At 72.4% G+C, this 15,587-nt stretch carries 12 protein-coding genes; 7 read left to right on the forward strand and 5 right to left on the reverse strand.

All coding sequences use genetic code 11. From position 1 onward, the window contains the following. Window positions 1–199 precede the first annotated feature (199 nt). The 5 genes from ACFYYJ_RS27515 (at window position 200) to gatB (ending at window position 6,274) form a co-directional block, all read left to right on the forward strand. Window positions 200–2,380, forward strand: coding sequence for a putative bifunctional diguanylate cyclase/phosphodiesterase (locus tag ACFYYJ_RS27515; RefSeq protein WP_389136293.1), 2,181 nt, complete (start codon window positions 200–202; stop codon window positions 2,378–2,380). Window positions 2,381–2,705: 325 nt separating this feature from the next. Then, a complete protein-coding gene (gene gatC / locus ACFYYJ_RS27520; RefSeq protein ID WP_376662368.1) occupies window positions 2,706–3,002 on the forward strand; it encodes an Asp-tRNA(Asn)/Glu-tRNA(Gln) amidotransferase subunit GatC in 297 nt (98 codons plus the stop codon). Between the two features lie 5 nt (window positions 3,003–3,007). After that, on the forward strand, window positions 3,008–4,504 hold the full coding sequence (gene gatA, locus ACFYYJ_RS27525) for an Asp-tRNA(Asn)/Glu-tRNA(Gln) amidotransferase subunit GatA (RefSeq protein ID WP_384589541.1): 1,497 nt from the start codon (window positions 3,008–3,010) through the stop codon (window positions 4,502–4,504). Beyond that, complete coding sequence (locus ACFYYJ_RS27530) at window positions 4,501–4,746, forward strand: hypothetical protein (protein ID WP_376662366.1); 246 nt, start codon at window positions 4,501–4,503, stop codon at window positions 4,744–4,746. The genes gatA and ACFYYJ_RS27530 overlap by 4 nt, the downstream gene beginning before the upstream one ends. A gap of 16 nt (window positions 4,747–4,762) precedes the next feature. Next, complete coding sequence (gene gatB, locus ACFYYJ_RS27535; protein WP_385122328.1) at window positions 4,763–6,274, forward strand: Asp-tRNA(Asn)/Glu-tRNA(Gln) amidotransferase subunit GatB; 1,512 nt, start codon at window positions 4,763–4,765, stop codon at window positions 6,272–6,274. Window positions 6,275–6,332: 58 nt separating this feature from the next. On the opposite strand, the gene ACFYYJ_RS27540 is transcribed toward gatB, so the two are convergent. The 5 genes from ACFYYJ_RS27540 to ACFYYJ_RS27560 all read right to left on the reverse strand — a co-directional run bounded on the left by ACFYYJ_RS27540 (window position 6,333) and on the right by ACFYYJ_RS27560 (window position 12,692). Beyond that, entirely contained in the window at window positions 6,333–8,204 is a 1,872-nt protein-coding gene (locus ACFYYJ_RS27540) for a protein kinase (RefSeq protein ID WP_389136297.1), read from the reverse strand. Window positions 8,205–8,314: 110 nt separating this feature from the next. Next, a complete protein-coding gene (locus ACFYYJ_RS27545; RefSeq protein ID WP_389136299.1) occupies window positions 8,315–8,905 on the reverse strand; it encodes a GNAT family N-acetyltransferase in 591 nt (196 codons plus the stop codon). After that, on the reverse strand, window positions 8,902–10,965 hold the full coding sequence (locus ACFYYJ_RS27550; protein WP_389136302.1) for a penicillin acylase family protein: 2,064 nt from the start codon (window positions 10,963–10,965) through the stop codon (window positions 8,902–8,904). Before ACFYYJ_RS27550 ends, ACFYYJ_RS27545 begins: the two co-directional genes overlap by 4 nt. A 53-nt stretch (window positions 10,966–11,018) precedes the next feature. After that, window positions 11,019–11,519, reverse strand: a complete 501-nt coding sequence (locus ACFYYJ_RS27555; protein ID WP_385122338.1) for a DinB family protein — start codon at window positions 11,517–11,519, stop codon at window positions 11,019–11,021. A 375-nt stretch (window positions 11,520–11,894) separates the two neighbouring features. Then, a complete protein-coding gene (locus tag ACFYYJ_RS27560) occupies window positions 11,895–12,692 on the reverse strand; it encodes a GNAT family N-acetyltransferase (RefSeq protein WP_385122384.1) in 798 nt (265 codons plus the stop codon). 60 nt (window positions 12,693–12,752) lie between these two features. Here ACFYYJ_RS27560 and ACFYYJ_RS27565 point away from each other — a divergent pair, with 60 nt between their 5' ends. Then, complete coding sequence (locus ACFYYJ_RS27565; RefSeq protein ID WP_385122340.1) at window positions 12,753–13,157, forward strand: signal peptidase I; 405 nt, start codon at window positions 12,753–12,755, stop codon at window positions 13,155–13,157. Window positions 13,158–13,332: 175 nt separating this feature from the next. Further along, window positions 13,333–15,573 (forward strand): MMPL family transporter, encoded by a 2,241-nt coding sequence (locus ACFYYJ_RS27570; RefSeq protein WP_389136305.1) that lies wholly within the window; start codon window positions 13,333–13,335, stop codon window positions 15,571–15,573. Window positions 15,574–15,587: the final 14 nt, after the last annotated feature.

Genomic DNA, 15,587 nt, shown 5'->3' on the forward strand with positions numbered 1-15,587 from the left:
CGGCGGATACCGTACTGATGAGGATGGCTGGGACGCATTCGGGCAACCACTGCCGACGGCTGCCCCTGGGAGCCTCCCGCGTCCTACTGTTGAGGGGTGCGCCAGTCGTGCACGGCAGCGGGATGCGATTCCGGCCGTGATGGCATGACATCGGGGCCATCGCGTGACATCGGCATCGCCGGCTGTGAGAGGGACGGGCATGAAACCCACCGAAAGCGCCGACCCGTCACCTGAATTCGGCGGGGACATCCCGTCCATGCGGGCGGGCCGGCTCGGTGTCCTGGGTGCCAGGACACCGGAGACCCGACCGCTCGACACGGGTGCGGGCGGACAAGGGCGGGGCAACGTGCTGCCCTTCCTCGTCGTGGGCCTCTCCGCCGTGCTCCTCGTCGCGGGCATCGTCTCCGCACTGACCGGCGGTCAGGCCCTGTTCCCCGGCGGCTCGGTCGGTTGGGCCCTGGCCCTGCTCACCGGCATCATCGTCGGCCACCTCGTCGCCCTCGGCCGCGACCGCTGGTGGGGCGGCACGGGATCGGGCGCCGCCCTCACCCTCGGAGTCCTCCTCCTCTACGGATGGGTCCCGGCCGGACTCGTCTCGCTCGCCGTGGTCTCCTTGGTCGGGGCGGCGCGCCGGCACCGGTGGCGGCAGGGGCTGCTGCACGGCTCGGTCGACGTCCTCGGCATCGGCGCGGGAGCCCTCGTACTCTCCGCCTTCGGCGAGCGGCCGTCCGTCGAGACCCCCTGGAAGCCCACCGGCTGGGGGCTGGACGCCGTCCCCGAGGTCATCCTCGTCGCCGTCGCCTACCTCCTCGTCACCCGGATCGTGCTGTGGGCGGCGCTCGCCCCGCGCGGCGGGGGCCTGCCCACCGTCGCCCGCACCGCCCTGCTCCGCCAGGCCCTGGTCGCCGTCGCGCTGCTCGGCATCGCGCCGCTGATCTGCGCCGTCGCCGTCACCCAGCCGGTGCTGCTGCCGCTGTTCGCCGTACCGCTGATCGCGCTCGACTCCACCCTGTGGATCGCCCGGGCGCGCGCCGAGGAACAGCTGCGGGACCCGCTGACCGGGCTGCCGAACCGGCAGTGGCTGCTGGAGCGGGCCTGGACCGCCCTGGACGAGGCTGAACGTTCGGGCACCCGGGCGGCCCTCGTGCTGATCGACCTGGACCGCTTCCGCGCCGTCAACGACACCCTCGGCCACCTCGCGGGCGACCGGCTCCTCCTCCAGATCGCCGAACGGCTGCGCCAGGCCCTGCCCGAGGACGCCGAGGCGGCCCGGCTCGGCGGCGACGAGTTCGCGGTCCTGCTCCCCACCACCGACTCCACCACCAGCGCGCAGCGGATCGCCCGCCACCTGGTGGCCGAGCTCAGCTCCCCCCTCGACCTGGACGGACTCACCCTCGTCCTGGAGGCCAGCGCCGGCCTCGCCGTCTTCCCCGACCACGCGCTCGACGCGGAGGGGCTGCTGCGGCGCGCGGACGTGGCCATGTACCAGGCCAAGCGCGACCGCACCGGCGTGGAGGTCTACGAGTCCAAGCGGGACAGCAACACGCCCGACCGCCTCGGCCTCCTCGGAGACCTGCGCCGGGCCCTGGACGCCGGCGAAGTGGAACTCCACTACCAGCCGAAGGTCCGCTTCGACGGCCAGGTGGCGGGGCTCGAAGCCCTGGTCCGTTGGGTCCACCCGGAACGCGGCCGGGTACCCCCGGACGAGTTCATCGCCATCGCCGAGACCTCCGGTCTGATGCCGCACCTGACGGAGTACGTCCTGGAGACGGCCCTCGCCCAGGTCGCCCGGTGGCGCGCGCAGGGCCTGAAGGTCCCCGTCGCCGTCAACGTCTCGCCGCGCGACGTCCACACCCCCGGCTTCGCCGGCGCGGTCGCGGCGCGGCTCGCCCGGCACGGCGTGCCCGCGAGCGGGCTCCAGCTGGAAATAACGGAACACGTCCTGCTGGAAGACCCCCAGCGGGCGGCCGACACCATGGCGGGCCTGACCGGCCACGGCGTGAAGATGTCCCTGGACGACTTCGGCACCGGCTACTCCTCCCTGGTCCACCTGCGGCGGCTGCCGGTCAGCGAGCTGAAGATCGACCGCTCGTTCGTGGGCCGCCTCGCCGTGGACGCCCAGGACGCGGAGATCGTGCGCTGCACGGTGGACCTGGCCCACTCCCTCGGCCTCCTGGTCGTCGCCGAGGGCGTGGAGGACGACGAGACGTGGGAGCGCCTGCGGGACCTGGGCTGCGACGCGGTCCAGGGCTGGCTGGTGGCGGCCGCCATGCCGCCTCAGGAGGCCACGGCCTGGCTCCTGGCCCGCGGCGAACGCGGCTGGCGCCGCCCGGCCGACATCACGGCGGAACTGGCCGCCGCCGAGGCCGACGCCGTCTGACCCCGTCGGGTGCACGGGTGCGGCGCCGCTGCCGGGGCGCTGCCCCGGACCCCGGGCCTCAAACGCCGGCGGGGCTGGATTTCGGCTGATGCCGCCTGGCCGGTGCGGCCGGTCGCACAGCCCCGCTGGGCGGAACTTCCAGCCTCGCCGGCGTTTGAGGCCCGGGTCCGGGCGGAGCCCGGCAGGCCCCGCGCAGCGGTCCCTCGCCCGGCCCCCGTACCGCATCCGCGCCCCGGGCACGGCTAACCGTTTAGCGGGTCAGGGGGCGGGCCCCATAGGATTGGGCCCGAAACCTACACACTCAAAACCCCCAGAGGATCGCTGCATGCCTGGCATCACGCGCGAGGAGGTCGCCCACCTCGCTCGGCTGGCACGTCTGGAGCTCAAGGCCGAAGAGCTGGACCACTTCGCCGGACAGCTCGACGACATCATCGGCGCGGTCGCCCGCGTTTCCGAGGTCGCCGACCGAGACGTACCGCCGACCTCCCACCCGCTGCCGCTGACGAACGTCATGCGCGCGGACGAGGTCCGTCCTTCGCTCACCCCCGAGCAGGCGCTCTCCGGCGCTCCCGCCCAGGAGCAGCAGCGTTTCAAGGTGCCGCAGATCCTGGGGGAGGACTAACAACCATGACCGACCACATCATCAAGCTCACGGCAGCCCAGACCGCCGAGAAGATCGCCTCCGGCGAGCTCACGGCCGTCGAGGTCACCGAGGCCCACCTGGCCCGCATCGACGCGACCGACGAGAAGGTCAACGCCTTCCTGCACGTCGACCGCGAAGGCGCCCTCGCCCAGGCCGCGGCCGTCGACGCCAAGCGCGAGCGCGGCGAGAAGCTCGGCCCGCTGGCCGGCGTCCCGCTCGCCCTCAAGGACATCTTCACCACCGTCGGGGTCCCGACCACCGTCGGCTCGAAGATCCTCGAAGGCTGGATCCCGCCCTACGACGCCACCCTGACGCGCAAGCTGAAGGAAGCCGACGTCGTCATCCTCGGCAAGACCAACATGGACGAGTTCGCCATGGGGTCGTCGACGGAGAACAGCGCCTACGGGCCCACCGGCAACCCGTGGGACCTGACCCGGATCCCCGGCGGCTCCGGCGGCGGCTCCGCGGCCGCGCTGGCCGCCTTCCAGGCGCCGCTCGCCATCGGCACGGACACCGGCGGTTCCATCCGCCAGCCCGCCGCCGTCACCGGCACCGTCGGCGTCAAGCCCACCTACGGCGGCGTCTCCCGCTACGGCATGGTGGCCTTCTCGTCCTCCCTCGACCAGGGTGGCCCGTGCGCCCGTACGGTCCTGGACGCGGCCCTCCTCCACGAGGTCATCGCCGGTCACGACCCGATGGACTCGACCTCCATCGACGCCCCGGTCCCGCCGGTCGTCGAGGCGGCCCGCAACGGCTCCGTCGCCGGCATGCGCGTCGGCGTGGTCAAGCAGTTCGCCGGCGAGGGCTACCAGGCCGGCGTCGTGCAGCGCTTCAACGAGTCGGTGGAGCTCCTCAAGGAGCTCGGCGCCGAGATCGTCGAGCTGGACTGCCCGTCCTTCGACCTCGCGATGGCCGCGTACTACCTGATCGCGCCGTCCGAGTGCTCCTCGAACCTCGCCCGCTTCGACGCCATGCGCTACGGCCTGCGCGTCGGCGACGACGGCACCAAGTCCGCCGAGGACGTCACCGCCCTGACCCGCGAAGCCGGCTTCGGCGACGAGGTCAAGCGCCGCATCATCCTCGGCACGTACGCGCTCAGCTCCGGCTACTACGACGCGTACTACGGCTCCGCCCAGAAGGTCCGCACCCTCATCTCGCAGGACTTCGAGAAGTCCTTCGAGCAGGTCGACGTGATCGTCTCCCCGACGACCCCGACCACCGCCTTCCCCATCGGCGAGCGTTCCGACGACCCGCTCGCCATGTACCTCGCGGACCTGTGCACCATCCCGACCAACCTGGCCGGCAACTCCGCCATGTCGCTGCCCTGCGGCCTGGCCCCGGAGGACGGTCTCCCGGTCGGACTGCAGATCATTGCCCCGGCGATGAAGGACGACCGCCTCTACAAGGTGGGCGCGGCCGTCGAGGCCGCCTTCGTCGAGCGCTGGGGCCACCCGCTGCTCGAGGAGGCTCCGTCGCTGTGAGTTCCAGTGCACTGTCCAAGGCCAAGGGCTTCAAGAAGTCCAAGTCCGGCACCTACCTGTCGATGGGCACCACCGCCTTCGGCGCCATCAGCGTGATCAAGCAGGTCAAGAAGGCCCGCGTCGAGCACGACACGCTGAAGCTGGTCGACGCCGTCGTGTCCGCCGCCGCCATCGTCACCGGCCTCGCGATCCTGTACCGCGAGCTGAAGCGCCTGGGCGACGACGACGTCCTGCTGGGCTGAGAGGGAAAGTTTCACCGTGACCACCTTCACCGAACTGCTGTCGTACGACGCGGCGCTCGCGACGTACGACCCCGTCATGGGCCTGGAGGTCCATGTCGAGCTCGGCACCAGGACCAAGATGTTCTGCGGCTGCTCGACCGAGCTGGGCGCCGAGCCCAACTCGCAGACCTGCCCGGTCTGCCTGGGCCTGCCCGGCGCGCTCCCGGTCGTCAACGCGATCGGCATCGAGTCCGCCATCAAGATCGGTCTCGCGCTGAACTGCGAGATCGCCGAGTGGTGCCGCTTCGCCCGGAAGAACTACTTCTATCCGGACATGCCGAAGAACTTCCAGACCTCCCAGTACGACGAGCCGATCGCCTTCAACGGCTACCTGGACGTCCAGCTGGAGGACGGCGAGATCTTCCGCGTGGAGATCGAGCGCGCCCACATGGAGGAGGACACCGGCAAGTCGCTGCACGTCGGCGGTGCCACCGGCCGTATCCACGGCGCGTCCCACTCCCTGCTGGACTACAATCGCGCCGGCATCCCGCTCATCGAGATCGTCACCAAGCCGATCGAGGGCGCGGGCGAGCGCGCCCCCGAGGTCGCCAAGGCGTACGTCGCCGAGCTGCGCGAGGTCATCAAGGCGCTCGGCGTCTCCGAGGCCCGTATGGACAAGGGCCAGATGCGCTGCGACGTGAACCTGTCGCTGCGCCCGAACGGTACGAAGGAATTCGGCACCCGCTCGGAGACGAAGAACGTCAACTCGCTGCGCTCCGTCGAGCGCGCGGCGCGCTTCGAGATCCAGCGCCACGCGGCCGTCCTGCAGTCCGGCGGCTCGATCGTGCAGGAGACCCGGCACTTCCACGAGGAGGACGGCTCCACCACGGCCGGCCGCATCAAGGACAACGCCGAGGACTACCGCTACTTCCCGGAGCCCGACCTGGTGCCCGTGGCCCCCGCCCGTGAGTGGGTCGAGGAGCTGCGCGCCGGTCTGCCCGAGATGCCGCGCGTGCGCCGCAACCGGCTCCGCGAGGAGTGGGGCGTGAACGAGCACGACATGCAGTCGATCCTCAACGCGGGCGCGGTGGACTCCATCGTCGCCACCATCGAGGAGGGCGCCGACTCGGCCGCCGCCCGCAAGTGGTGGATGGGCGAGCTGGCCCGCAACGCCAACGAGCAGGGCGTCTCGGTCGACGAGCTGCCGATCACCCCGGCCCAGGTGGCCCGGGTCGCGGCCCTCGTCGCGGACGGCTCGCTCAACGACAAGCTGGCGCGCCAGGTCATCGAGGGCGTCCTCGCCGGCGAGGGCACCCCGGACGAGGTCGTCGACAAGCGCGGCCTGAAGGTCGTCTCGGACGAGGGCGCGCTGGGCGCGGCCGTGGACGAGGCCATCGCGGGCAACGCGGCCATCGCGGACAAGATCCGCGGCGGCAAGGTCGCCGCCGTCGGCGCCCTGGTCGGCGCGGTCATGAAGACCACCCGCGGCCAGGCCGACGCGGCGCGCGTCAAGGAGCTCATCCTGGAGCGCCTGGGCGTCTCGGAGTAGTCTCCGCGTTCGTCACGACGGCCCCGCACCGGATTCCCGGTGCGGGGCCGTTCGCATGTCAGCGGGTCAGCTGCGGGCCCGCGATGACCACCTTGCCCATGTCGCAGCCCGCGTCCACCTTGAGCCGCAGGCGCAGGGCGCCGCTGACCTCCACCCGCTTCGTGACCGGCTTGCCGAGTTCGACGAGTTCGGAGAAGGCGGCCGGCTGGCCGTCGAGCGAGATGCTGACCCGGCCCTTCTCGTGGGTGGAGCCGTCGTCGATCCCCGCCGTGAAGTCCAGGTACTTCCACTCGCGGTTGAGGTCGAACTCCGCGATCGCGTCGCCGTTGCAGCCCAGGTCGGCGATGAACGCGGCGCCGTACTGCTTGGTGTTGATCTTGGCTGCCCCGACCGCGAAGTCACCCAGCCCGTTCACGGGGCTCATGACGGTCAGATCGGCGGCGTTGACGCCCGGCGCGACGCCGCCCGGGGGCTTCGACCCGCTCGCGGACGGCTGCTCCATGGGGCCGCTGGAGGACGCCGAGGGGCCGGGCGTCGGAGGCGGCGGACCCGACGGGGACGGCGCCCCGGTCGTGGCGGGCGCGGTCGCCCCCGCCTTACCGTCACGGGCCTGGTCGTTCTTCTCCTCGTCCTTCAGCAGCTGTACGCCGAGCACCGCGGCCACCGCGATGACCAGCACGGCGAGCACCGCCCCGATCACCAGCCCGGTCCGCTTCCGCTTGCGCGGGGGCTGGGGCGATGTGGGCAGCGGCTCCGAGGGGGAGGCGGCGGCCGTGGGCGCGGGACCGTACCCCTCCGGCACGCTCGCCTGCACCGGAGGCGTCGGGTGGACCGGTTCGGTGGGCGGCGGGGCGTACACCGGCTGGGCCGGGGGCGCGGCCGGGACCGCCGGGGTGGCCGCACCGGCCGCCGGCTGCTGCGGGGGCGGGGCCGCGGGCCTCGGCGGCACGGCGGCCGGAGGCGTGACCGGGACCGGGACCGGGGGCGCCACCGGGGCCGGAGGCGCGTCCTGCACGACCCGCTGCGAGGTGGAGGTGGTCGTGGACACCACCGCGTGCCGGATGTCCTTCATCCAACCGGCCAGGTTCACCGGCCGCTGTCCGGGATCGGCCGCGTAGATCGAGGCGATCCGCGCCCGCTGCTCGGCGTCCAGCACCGCGAACTGCGGCAGCGCCACGAGGGCCCGCGCCAGCAGCTCCGGGGTCGAGGGCGGGGACTCCCCGCTCAGGAGGAAGTACGCGATGGCCCCGAAGGCGTACCGGTCCGTGCCCGGGGTCCGCTTGCCGTCGAAGACCTCCGGCGCCGCGTATCCGGGCGTGAACCACACCTCGGCCGTCTGGTGGTCGGCGGTCAGCTTGCTGAGGCCGAAGTCCACCAGCGTGGCCTGCCCGTGGGCGTCGACCATCACGTTGCCGGGGGAGAGGTCACCGTGGATGACCTGCCGCCCGGACGGGGTGGCCTTCCCCGAGTGCAGCCAGTCCAGTACGTCGGCCAGCTGCTCCAGCGTGCGCATCACCTCGCGCCGCTCGGCGTGCGTCGCGAGGGTCCGTTCGGCCCGCCAGTCCCGCAGGTCGAGCCCGTCGACGTGGTTCATGACGAGGACGAGCGCACGCCCGGTCAGCGTCTCCGACTCCCCGGGACGGTGGATCGGCGGGCCCTCGAAGTGCTCCCGTACGCCCACCACACCGGGTCGGTGCACGAACCGCAGCAGCTCCGCCTGCTCGTTCCACTTCTGGCTGATCCGGTCGAAGACGTCGGGCGTGATGGTCGTCTTGGAATCGAGCACCTTGACGACCACGGGCTCGGATCCGCCGGCCAGCTCCATCTCGGCGAGATAGAGCACGGCCTCACCGCCGCGCCCGATCGACCGGAGCAACCGGTACCGATCGGCCGCGGCGTCCGGCCCGATGTGCAGGTTTTGGCTGGTCAATTTCCCCCCAGCGCCAATTGTTTGAGTGGGAATCAGCTTCCAGCGGGCGGACCTGCACGGTCAATGGAAATCGGCATCCCGTTAGGGTGACGTGACGATACGACCGGCCCTCAGACCGGTGCGTTCAGGAAGGCGAGGCGGGCCCGCTTCGCCGGCAGGTACACCTCGGGCAGGTCGATCTCCGGCAGCTCGATCTCGGGGCCGAGCTCGAAGCCGGTCCGCTCCAGCAGGGAGACGGCCTTCTCGTTGCGGGCGTCCGGCTCGGCGACCACGCGGCGACAGGCCGGGTCCGAGAACAGGAACGCGAGGAAGGCCGTCATCAGGCCCGCCGTGAAACCGCGTTCGGCGGCGCCCTTGGCCGGGCCGAGCAGCAGGTGCACGCCCACGTCACCGGGCCGCACCTCGTAGCACTCGCTGACCCGGTCCTCGGCGCAGTCGTACGTCTGGAACAGCGCGACCGGTTCCCCGTCGCGGTGGGCCAGGAACGCGTGGTGCGTCGTACGTCGGTCGACGTCCTCGTAGATCTCCTGGACGAGCTCGCGACTGGCCTCGCGCATGCCCCAGAAGACGGCCCGGTCCTCGGTGACCCAGCCGTGGATCAGTGCGGAGTCGGCGGCCGGGTCGACGGGGGTGATGGTGACCGTGCCGAAGCCCTCGACGGGGTGGCCGTACACGGGGCGGCGGGTGGAGGCGGTGCTCATGTCGATTCCTTGGTGAGGCGGGCCCAGTCGGTGACGACGGGAACGAGTTCGCACCGCGCCCACAGCGGCAGCTGGTCGCGGTGGTGGGGCGAGCCGCTGACGCCGTCCGCGCCCAGCGGGACCGCCCAGAGGCTGTCCTCGCGGCGGGCGAGGTCCCAGACGTAACGGGCCGCAGAGGCGCGGGCGGTGAGGTCGGTGAAGCCGGGGACCGAGGAGGTCGCGTTCACGCAGTCGTGGTCGCCGCCGAGACCGGGCCACTCGGCCCGCGGATCGGGCAGCGCCGACCAGGGGGCCAACAGGTGCACCTCGGACCACGCGGTCTCGGGTGTGCCGGCCGCCGCGGTCTCCTCCAGCGCGGCGCGCACGTGCGCGGCCCGGTCGAGTCCGGGCAGCAGCGGACTGGCCAACAGTCCCTCCAGGGCGTAGCCGATCCGGGGGACCAGATACAGCCAGGGGTGGAAGACCTCGGGACCGTCGGGCGCCCCCCACAGCTCGGCGAAGACGGGATCGGCGGCGAGACGGCGGACGGTCGCGGTCCGGAAGGCCGCGAACAGGGTGGCGTCGGCGCTGTCGGCGTCCATGTGCCGGTCCCATGCCAGCAGTCTGGTACGCAGTTCGCGCGCGGCCGGGGTCAGGTCCGCGAAGCCGGGCAGAAGGTCGAGCAGCGGCGCCGCCGAGCCCAGGTACGTGTCCCGGTGTACGTCGGCCATCGCCTTCGGGGCCCACTGGGTCTGGCCGCTGAGCAGCTCGCGGATGCGGTTGGCGCGGTGCGGGGGAGCGAACTCCACGCCGAGCGGGGAGGCGATCCCGCGCGCGTTCGCCATCACGGCGAAGCCCTGAACGGGCTCGTCGGGGGTCTCGGCCCAGCCCCGCCAGGCGTGCCGCGCGTCCTTGGCGGGGACGGGCCGCAGCCGGTTCGCGGGGTCGCGCTCCGGCACGGCGCCGGCGACCCGGTGCAGCAGGCCGCCCTCCGAGTCGGCGGCGTGGACGACGTTGACGGGCTCGGCCCAGCCGTCGAGGGCGCGGTCGACGTCGCCGACGGTGCGCGCCCGCAGCAGCGCGGGGAGTGCGGCGAAGCCGAGGTCCTCGCGGACGCGGGGCGGGTAGCGCAGCGAGAGCGTCTGATCGTCGGACGCCTGCCCTCGGACGATCACCGGGCCCCGGGCCGTCTCCAGGACCTCCACCTCGACGTCGTCGCCGCCGGCCACGTGGACGGTCTCCGTGTGGCGGCGCACCCGCTCCCACTCGCCGTCCGGGCCCAGCGCTTCCACGGCGGAGCCCCGGCCGCGCAGTTCCTCTACGTACAGGTCCTGGTAGTCGGCCATCGCGTTGGTGATGGCCCAGGCGACGGTGCCGGCGTGCCCGAAGTGGGCGAGGCCCGGGACGCCGGGGACGGCGAGGCCGAGGACGTCGTACTCCGGGCAGGAGAGACGTATCTGCTGATAGACGCCCGGATCCTCGATGAACCGGTGCGGGTCGCCCGCGATGATCGCCGAACCGGTGACGGTCCGGTCGCCCGGCACCAGCCAGCCGTTGCTGCCGGCGGTGCCGGGGCCGTCGGTGGCGAACAGGGTGGCCGCTTCGTCGCCGAGGGCACGGGCGGCGCGCTCGCGCCACAGCTTGGTGGCGAAGCCGGCGAACAGGATGTGCGTGGCGATCCAGATGCCCAGTGGAACCCAGGGCTCCCAAGGGGCCGGGGTCAGACCGGTACGGGCGAAGCGCTCGTCGCGGGCCGCGCCGCCGGCGAGGCCGTCGTTGATCCCGTCCACGTAGGCGCGGACCCAGGCGGCGGTCTCGGCGTCCAGCGCCTCGTAACAGCGCCGGGCGGTGTCGGCGAGACGGCACTGGCGGGCGAAGCGGTCCCAGGCGACGGATTCGGCGCCGAGGAAGGCGGCACTGGAGCCCTGCGCCCGCCGGCGCTCGACCTCCAGCTGCCAGGCCCGGTCGAAGACGGTGGCGCGGCCCTGGGCGTAGGCGAGCCCGAGGTGATCGGCCGCGCGGAGGTGGGGGATGCCCCAGGGGTCACGAAAGACCTCGTACGCACCGCTGTCGCTGCTCACACTCTCCCCCAAGGCCAATCGCGAATTAGGTTAGGCTGGCCTAACTATAGGGGTTACGCGCCGGTGACTCCGTCGATCGCCTCCCGGAGGAAGTCGGCGTGGCCGTTGTGACGGGCGTACTCGTGGATCAGGTGCAGCATGAGCAGCCGGAGCGAGGCCTCCTCCTTCCAACTCGGTACGTACGCCGTCACGTCGAGGGACTCGGCCTCGGCCTCGATGCGGCGGGCGTGGGCCACCTCGGCCTCCCAGGCGGCGAAGGCCTCGGCGCGGGTCGAGCCGGAGGCGTCGTAGGCGGCCTGGAAGTCGTGGCTGTCCGACCACAGGTGCGGCAGCTCCTCACCGCCGAGCACCCGCCGGAACCAGTGCCGCTCGACCTCGGCCATGTGCCGGACGAGGCCCAGCAGGGAGAGGGTGGACGGCGGCATCGAGGCGCGCCGCAGCTCTTCGTCGGTGAGGCCTTCGCACTTCCAGGCGAGGGTGGCCCGGTGGTAGTCGAGGTAGGTCCGCAGCGTCTCGCGCTCGCCGGCGGCCAGGGGTGGGGTGATTCGTTCCATGCGCCGATCCTGCCGACCCCCGCCTCTCCACGGAACCCCCGTGCCGTCGCGGTCGGGTGTGCGGTGGGGCGCCCCCGCAGGGCGTCGAACGCAACGCGCTCGTCTTGCCGGTGCCGCATCGGATTCGACGCCCGAGGAGGTGCCCCGGCGCGCGCCCGACCCCGACGGCCCACCCTGCGGCCCACCCTGCGGCCCGCCCCTTGCCGGGGTGCCGCTGCGCGGAGCCGTCCGCCTACCCGCCCTTCCACCGTTCCCCGGGCTCTGCCCGGACCAGGTCCTCGAACGCCGGACGGGCTGAAAGTGCCCGCAGGGGCGGAGCCCCGGCAGCGGCGCCGCAGCCAGGCGCAGAGCCCCGGCGGCGCCGCGGACGGATGGTCAGGCGCGCCCCGTGAGGAGATACGGCACGGTTACGCCCAAGCGGGAGAAGCCCAGCCGTTCCAGGATCGGGCGGCTGTCGTCCGAGGCGTCCACCTGGAGGTACGGGATGCCCAGCTCCGCCGCGATGCGCGCGCGGTGTGCCACCAGCAGCCGGTAGATGCCCCGCCCCCGCCACTCGGGTACCGTGCCACCGCCCCACAGGCCCGCGAACGACGTGCCCGGCCGCATCTCCATCCGGGCCGCGCTCACCGGGGTGTCGCCCGCCATCGCCAGCACCGCCGCGATGCTCTCCGGCTCGTCCCGCAGCAGGCCCAGCATCTGCTGCCGGATCAGTGGCCGCTCCGTCCCGAAGGCCCGCGCGTGGACCTCCATCATCAGGTCCACCCCCGCCTCGTCCGTCACCACCCGAAGGGTGATCCCGTCCGGCGGATCCAACGGCAGCCGCGCGAGATCCGCCACCCGTCCGATCATCAGCGTCTCGGCCGGCTCCGGCACGAACCCGGCCGCCCGCAACCGGTCCCCGAGGTCTACCGGCCGGTCGTAGTCGTACAGCTTCCACTCGAACTCCGACGCTCCGCACTCCGCGGCGAACGCCACCTGCGCCGCGATCGCGGCGTCCGCGGTCTCCTCGTCGAGATCGGACCAGAGCACACCGCTCCAACCCAGCCCCGGGATGACCTGCCGCACCACCGGTCCCACCCGCTCCACGCGCGCCTCGGCCGCATCGGGCTGCGCACCCTCGCGCATCTCCGCGTCGAAGCGGGCCCGCACCTTCGCCAGTTCTTCGTGATCCATGGTCATCGCCCCAGATCATCAGTGTCGGACCGGGCCGCACAACTGCATTAGCCTCGGCCCGTGAACCACGACTCCACCATCCACACCGGCAAGGCCGGCCCCGACGCGGCCGTCGACCGGGGCTGGCTCCTCGGCCACTTCAAGGACCCCGGCGATCCCCGTCACAGCGAGGACGTGGAGATCAAGTGGGGTGTCCACCCGAAGGGCGAGGCGAGGGAACGGTGGGCGACCGCGGAGAAGCGGACCGCACTGCTGGTCCTGATCAGCGGGCGGTTCCGGCTGGAGTTCCCCGGCCGGACCGTCGTCCTCGCCGAGCAGGGGGACTACGTGCTGTGGGGCCGCGGCGTCGACCACTCCTGGTACGCGGAGGAGGACGCCGTGGTCCTCACCGTCCGCTGGCCCTCGATCCCCGGCTACCGGGTGGACGAACCCGACGGTGGACCGGGCGACTCGGCGGCCTTGTGACGATGCACACGAAACGGGCCAACGATCACGAAACGCTGAGATCGTGACCCTGTAGACCATCTCGGCGCGCCCCGGGGCGACCCTCCGAAAGCGCAGCCGGGCCTTCACGAGTTCCAGCGTTCTTTGCGACGGGCCGTCCCCCGGTAAAGATCCGAACCACCAGGGAGCACGTCCGTTGGCAGCAATAGCACGGTGGTGCGTCCGCCACCGTCTCCTCGCCGTCCTGATCTGGCTGCTCGCCCTCGGTGCGACCGCGGTGGCCGCCGGGACCGCGGGCTCGGCGTTCTCCAACGACTACGAGGTCCCCGGCACCGAGTCCGGCAAGGCGCACGCCCTCCTGCGCGAGGGCTTCCACGGCCAGGGCGGCGACACCGACACCATCGTGTGGCGGGCCCCGGACCGTCAGAACGCCCGCACCCCGGACATCGAGCGGCGCATGACCCGCGCACTCGAAACCATCGCGGGCCTTCCCGGCGTCGGGTCGGTGATCGGCCCGTACGGCCCCGGCCCCGAGAGCGCCGCGCAGATCAGCCCCGACGGGCGCACCGCCTACGCCGTGGTGACCTTCGACCGGCAGGCCGACTCCGTACCCAAGGCCCAGGCCAAGGCCGTGGTCGACGCGGCGAAGAACCCGACCACCGAGGCCGACGGCCTCCAGGTCGAACTCGGCGGCCGTGCCATCGGCCTGACCGAGGCCCCCGCCACCCACCTCGCCGAGGTCATCGGCGTGGTCGTCGCGGCCCTGGTCCTCTTCCTCGCCTTCGGCTCGCTCGCCGCGAGCCTGCTGCCCATCGCCACCGCCCTCGTCAGCGTGGGCACCGCCTACTTCGGGATCACCCTCCTCGGGCACGCGATGACCGTCGCGGACTTCGCCCCGATGCTCGGTACGCTCATCGGCCTCGGCGTCGGCATCGACTACGCCCTCTTCATCGTCACCAGGCACCGCAAGGCACTGGCCCGGGGAGTCCCGGTCGAGGAGGCCGCCGAGAACGCCGTCGCCACCACCGGCCGGGCCGTCGTCTTCGCCGGAGCCACCGTCTGCATCGCGCTGCTCGGCATGCTGGTCCTGCGGCTGAACTTCCTGAACGGCGTCGCGATAGCCGCCTCCGTGACGGTCGTCCTGACCGTCGCGGCCTCGGTCACCCTGCTGCCCGCCCTCCTCTCCTGGATCGGCACGCGCGCCCTGTCGCGCCGCGAACGCCGCAGGCTCGCCGTCGAGGGCCCGCTGCCCGAACAGACCACGGGCTTCGCCGTCCGCTGGTCCGCCTTCGTGGAGCGCCACCCGAAGCTGCTCGGCATCGTCGCCACCGCCGTGATGGTCGTACTGGCCCTGCCCACGCTCTCGCTGCACCTCGGCACGTCCGACCAGGGCAACAACCCGGCGACCTCCACCACCCGGCAGGCCTACGACCTGCTGGCGGACGGTTTCGGCGCCGGCAGCAACGGCCCGCTCGCCGTCGTCGCCCGTCTCGACGGGGCCGGCGACCGGCTCGCCGTGGAGCATCTGGCGGAGGCCCTCGGCAAGACGAAGGGCGTCGCCTCCACCGGCCCCGCCGTTTTCAACCGCAGCGGCGACACCGCCGTCATCACCGTCGTCCCGGACTCCGCCCCCCAGTCCCGGGCCACGAGCGAGCTCGTCGACCGGCTCCGCGAGGACGTCGTCCCGCGCGCGGAGCGCGGCAGCTCCATGGAGGCCCACGTCGGCGGCGTGACCGCCGGCTACGACGACTTCGCCGAGGTCATCGTCGGCAAGCTGCCGCTCTTCGTCACGGTGGTCGTCGCCCTCGGCTGCGTCCTCCTGCTGCTGGCCTTCCGCTCCATCGGGATCCCGCTCAAGGCGGCGGCCATGAACATCGCCGCCGTCGCCTCCTCCTTCGGAGTCGTGGTCGCCGTCTTCCAGTGGGGCTGGGGCAGCGAGCTGCTGGGGCTGGGCAGCGCGGGCCCCATCGAACCCTTCCTGCCCGTGATCATGGTGTCCGTCCTGTTCGGACTGTCGATGGACTACCAGGTCTTCCTCGTCAGCCGGATGTACGAGGAGTGGCTGGAGACCGGCGACAACAAGCGGGCCGTCCGCGTCGGCCTCGCCGAGACCAGCCGGGTCATCAACTCGGCGGCCGTCATCATGATCTCCGTCTTCCTGGCGTTCGTGCTCAGCGGCGACCGCATCATCGCCATGTTCGGCATCGCGCTCGCCGCGGCCGTCGCCCTCGACGCCTTCGTGCTGCGCACCCTCCTCGTCCCGGCCCTGATGCACATGCTCGGCGGCGCGAACTGGTGGCTGCCCGCCTGGCTCGACCGGCGGCTGCCCAGGATCAGCATCGAACCCCCGGAACACCACCAGCGTGGGAAACTTCCCGCACAGCGGCCGAGCGAAGACAGCGCGGAGCCGGCTGACTCCGTACCCGTGTCCAGCTGACCAGCCGTAAGGAC

This window comes from Streptomyces sp. NPDC002467, assembly GCF_042889825.1.
Taxonomy (GTDB): domain Bacteria; phylum Actinomycetota; class Actinomycetes; order Streptomycetales; family Streptomycetaceae; genus Streptomyces.

What these genes read in the sequence shown, in the direction of transcription:
- ACFYYJ_RS27555 (WP_385122338.1), bottom strand. Translation starts at nt 11,519, where the DNA reads ATGGAACGAATCACCCCACCCCTGGCCGCCGGCGAGCGCGAGACGCTG.
- gatC (WP_376662368.1), top strand. Translation starts at nt 2,706, where the DNA reads ATGCCTGGCATCACGCGCGAGGAGGTCGCCCACCTCGCTCGGCTGGCA.
- gatA (WP_384589541.1), top strand. Translation starts at nt 3,008, where the DNA reads ATGACCGACCACATCATCAAGCTCACGGCAGCCCAGACCGCCGAGAAG.
- ACFYYJ_RS27545 (WP_389136299.1), bottom strand. Translation starts at nt 8,905, where the DNA reads ATGAGCACCGCCTCCACCCGCCGCCCCGTGTACGGCCACCCCGTCGAG.
- ACFYYJ_RS27560 (WP_385122384.1), bottom strand. Translation starts at nt 12,692, where the DNA reads ATGGATCACGAAGAACTGGCGAAGGTGCGGGCCCGCTTCGACGCGGAG.
- ACFYYJ_RS27515 (WP_389136293.1), top strand. Translation starts at nt 200, where the DNA reads ATGAAACCCACCGAAAGCGCCGACCCGTCACCTGAATTCGGCGGGGAC.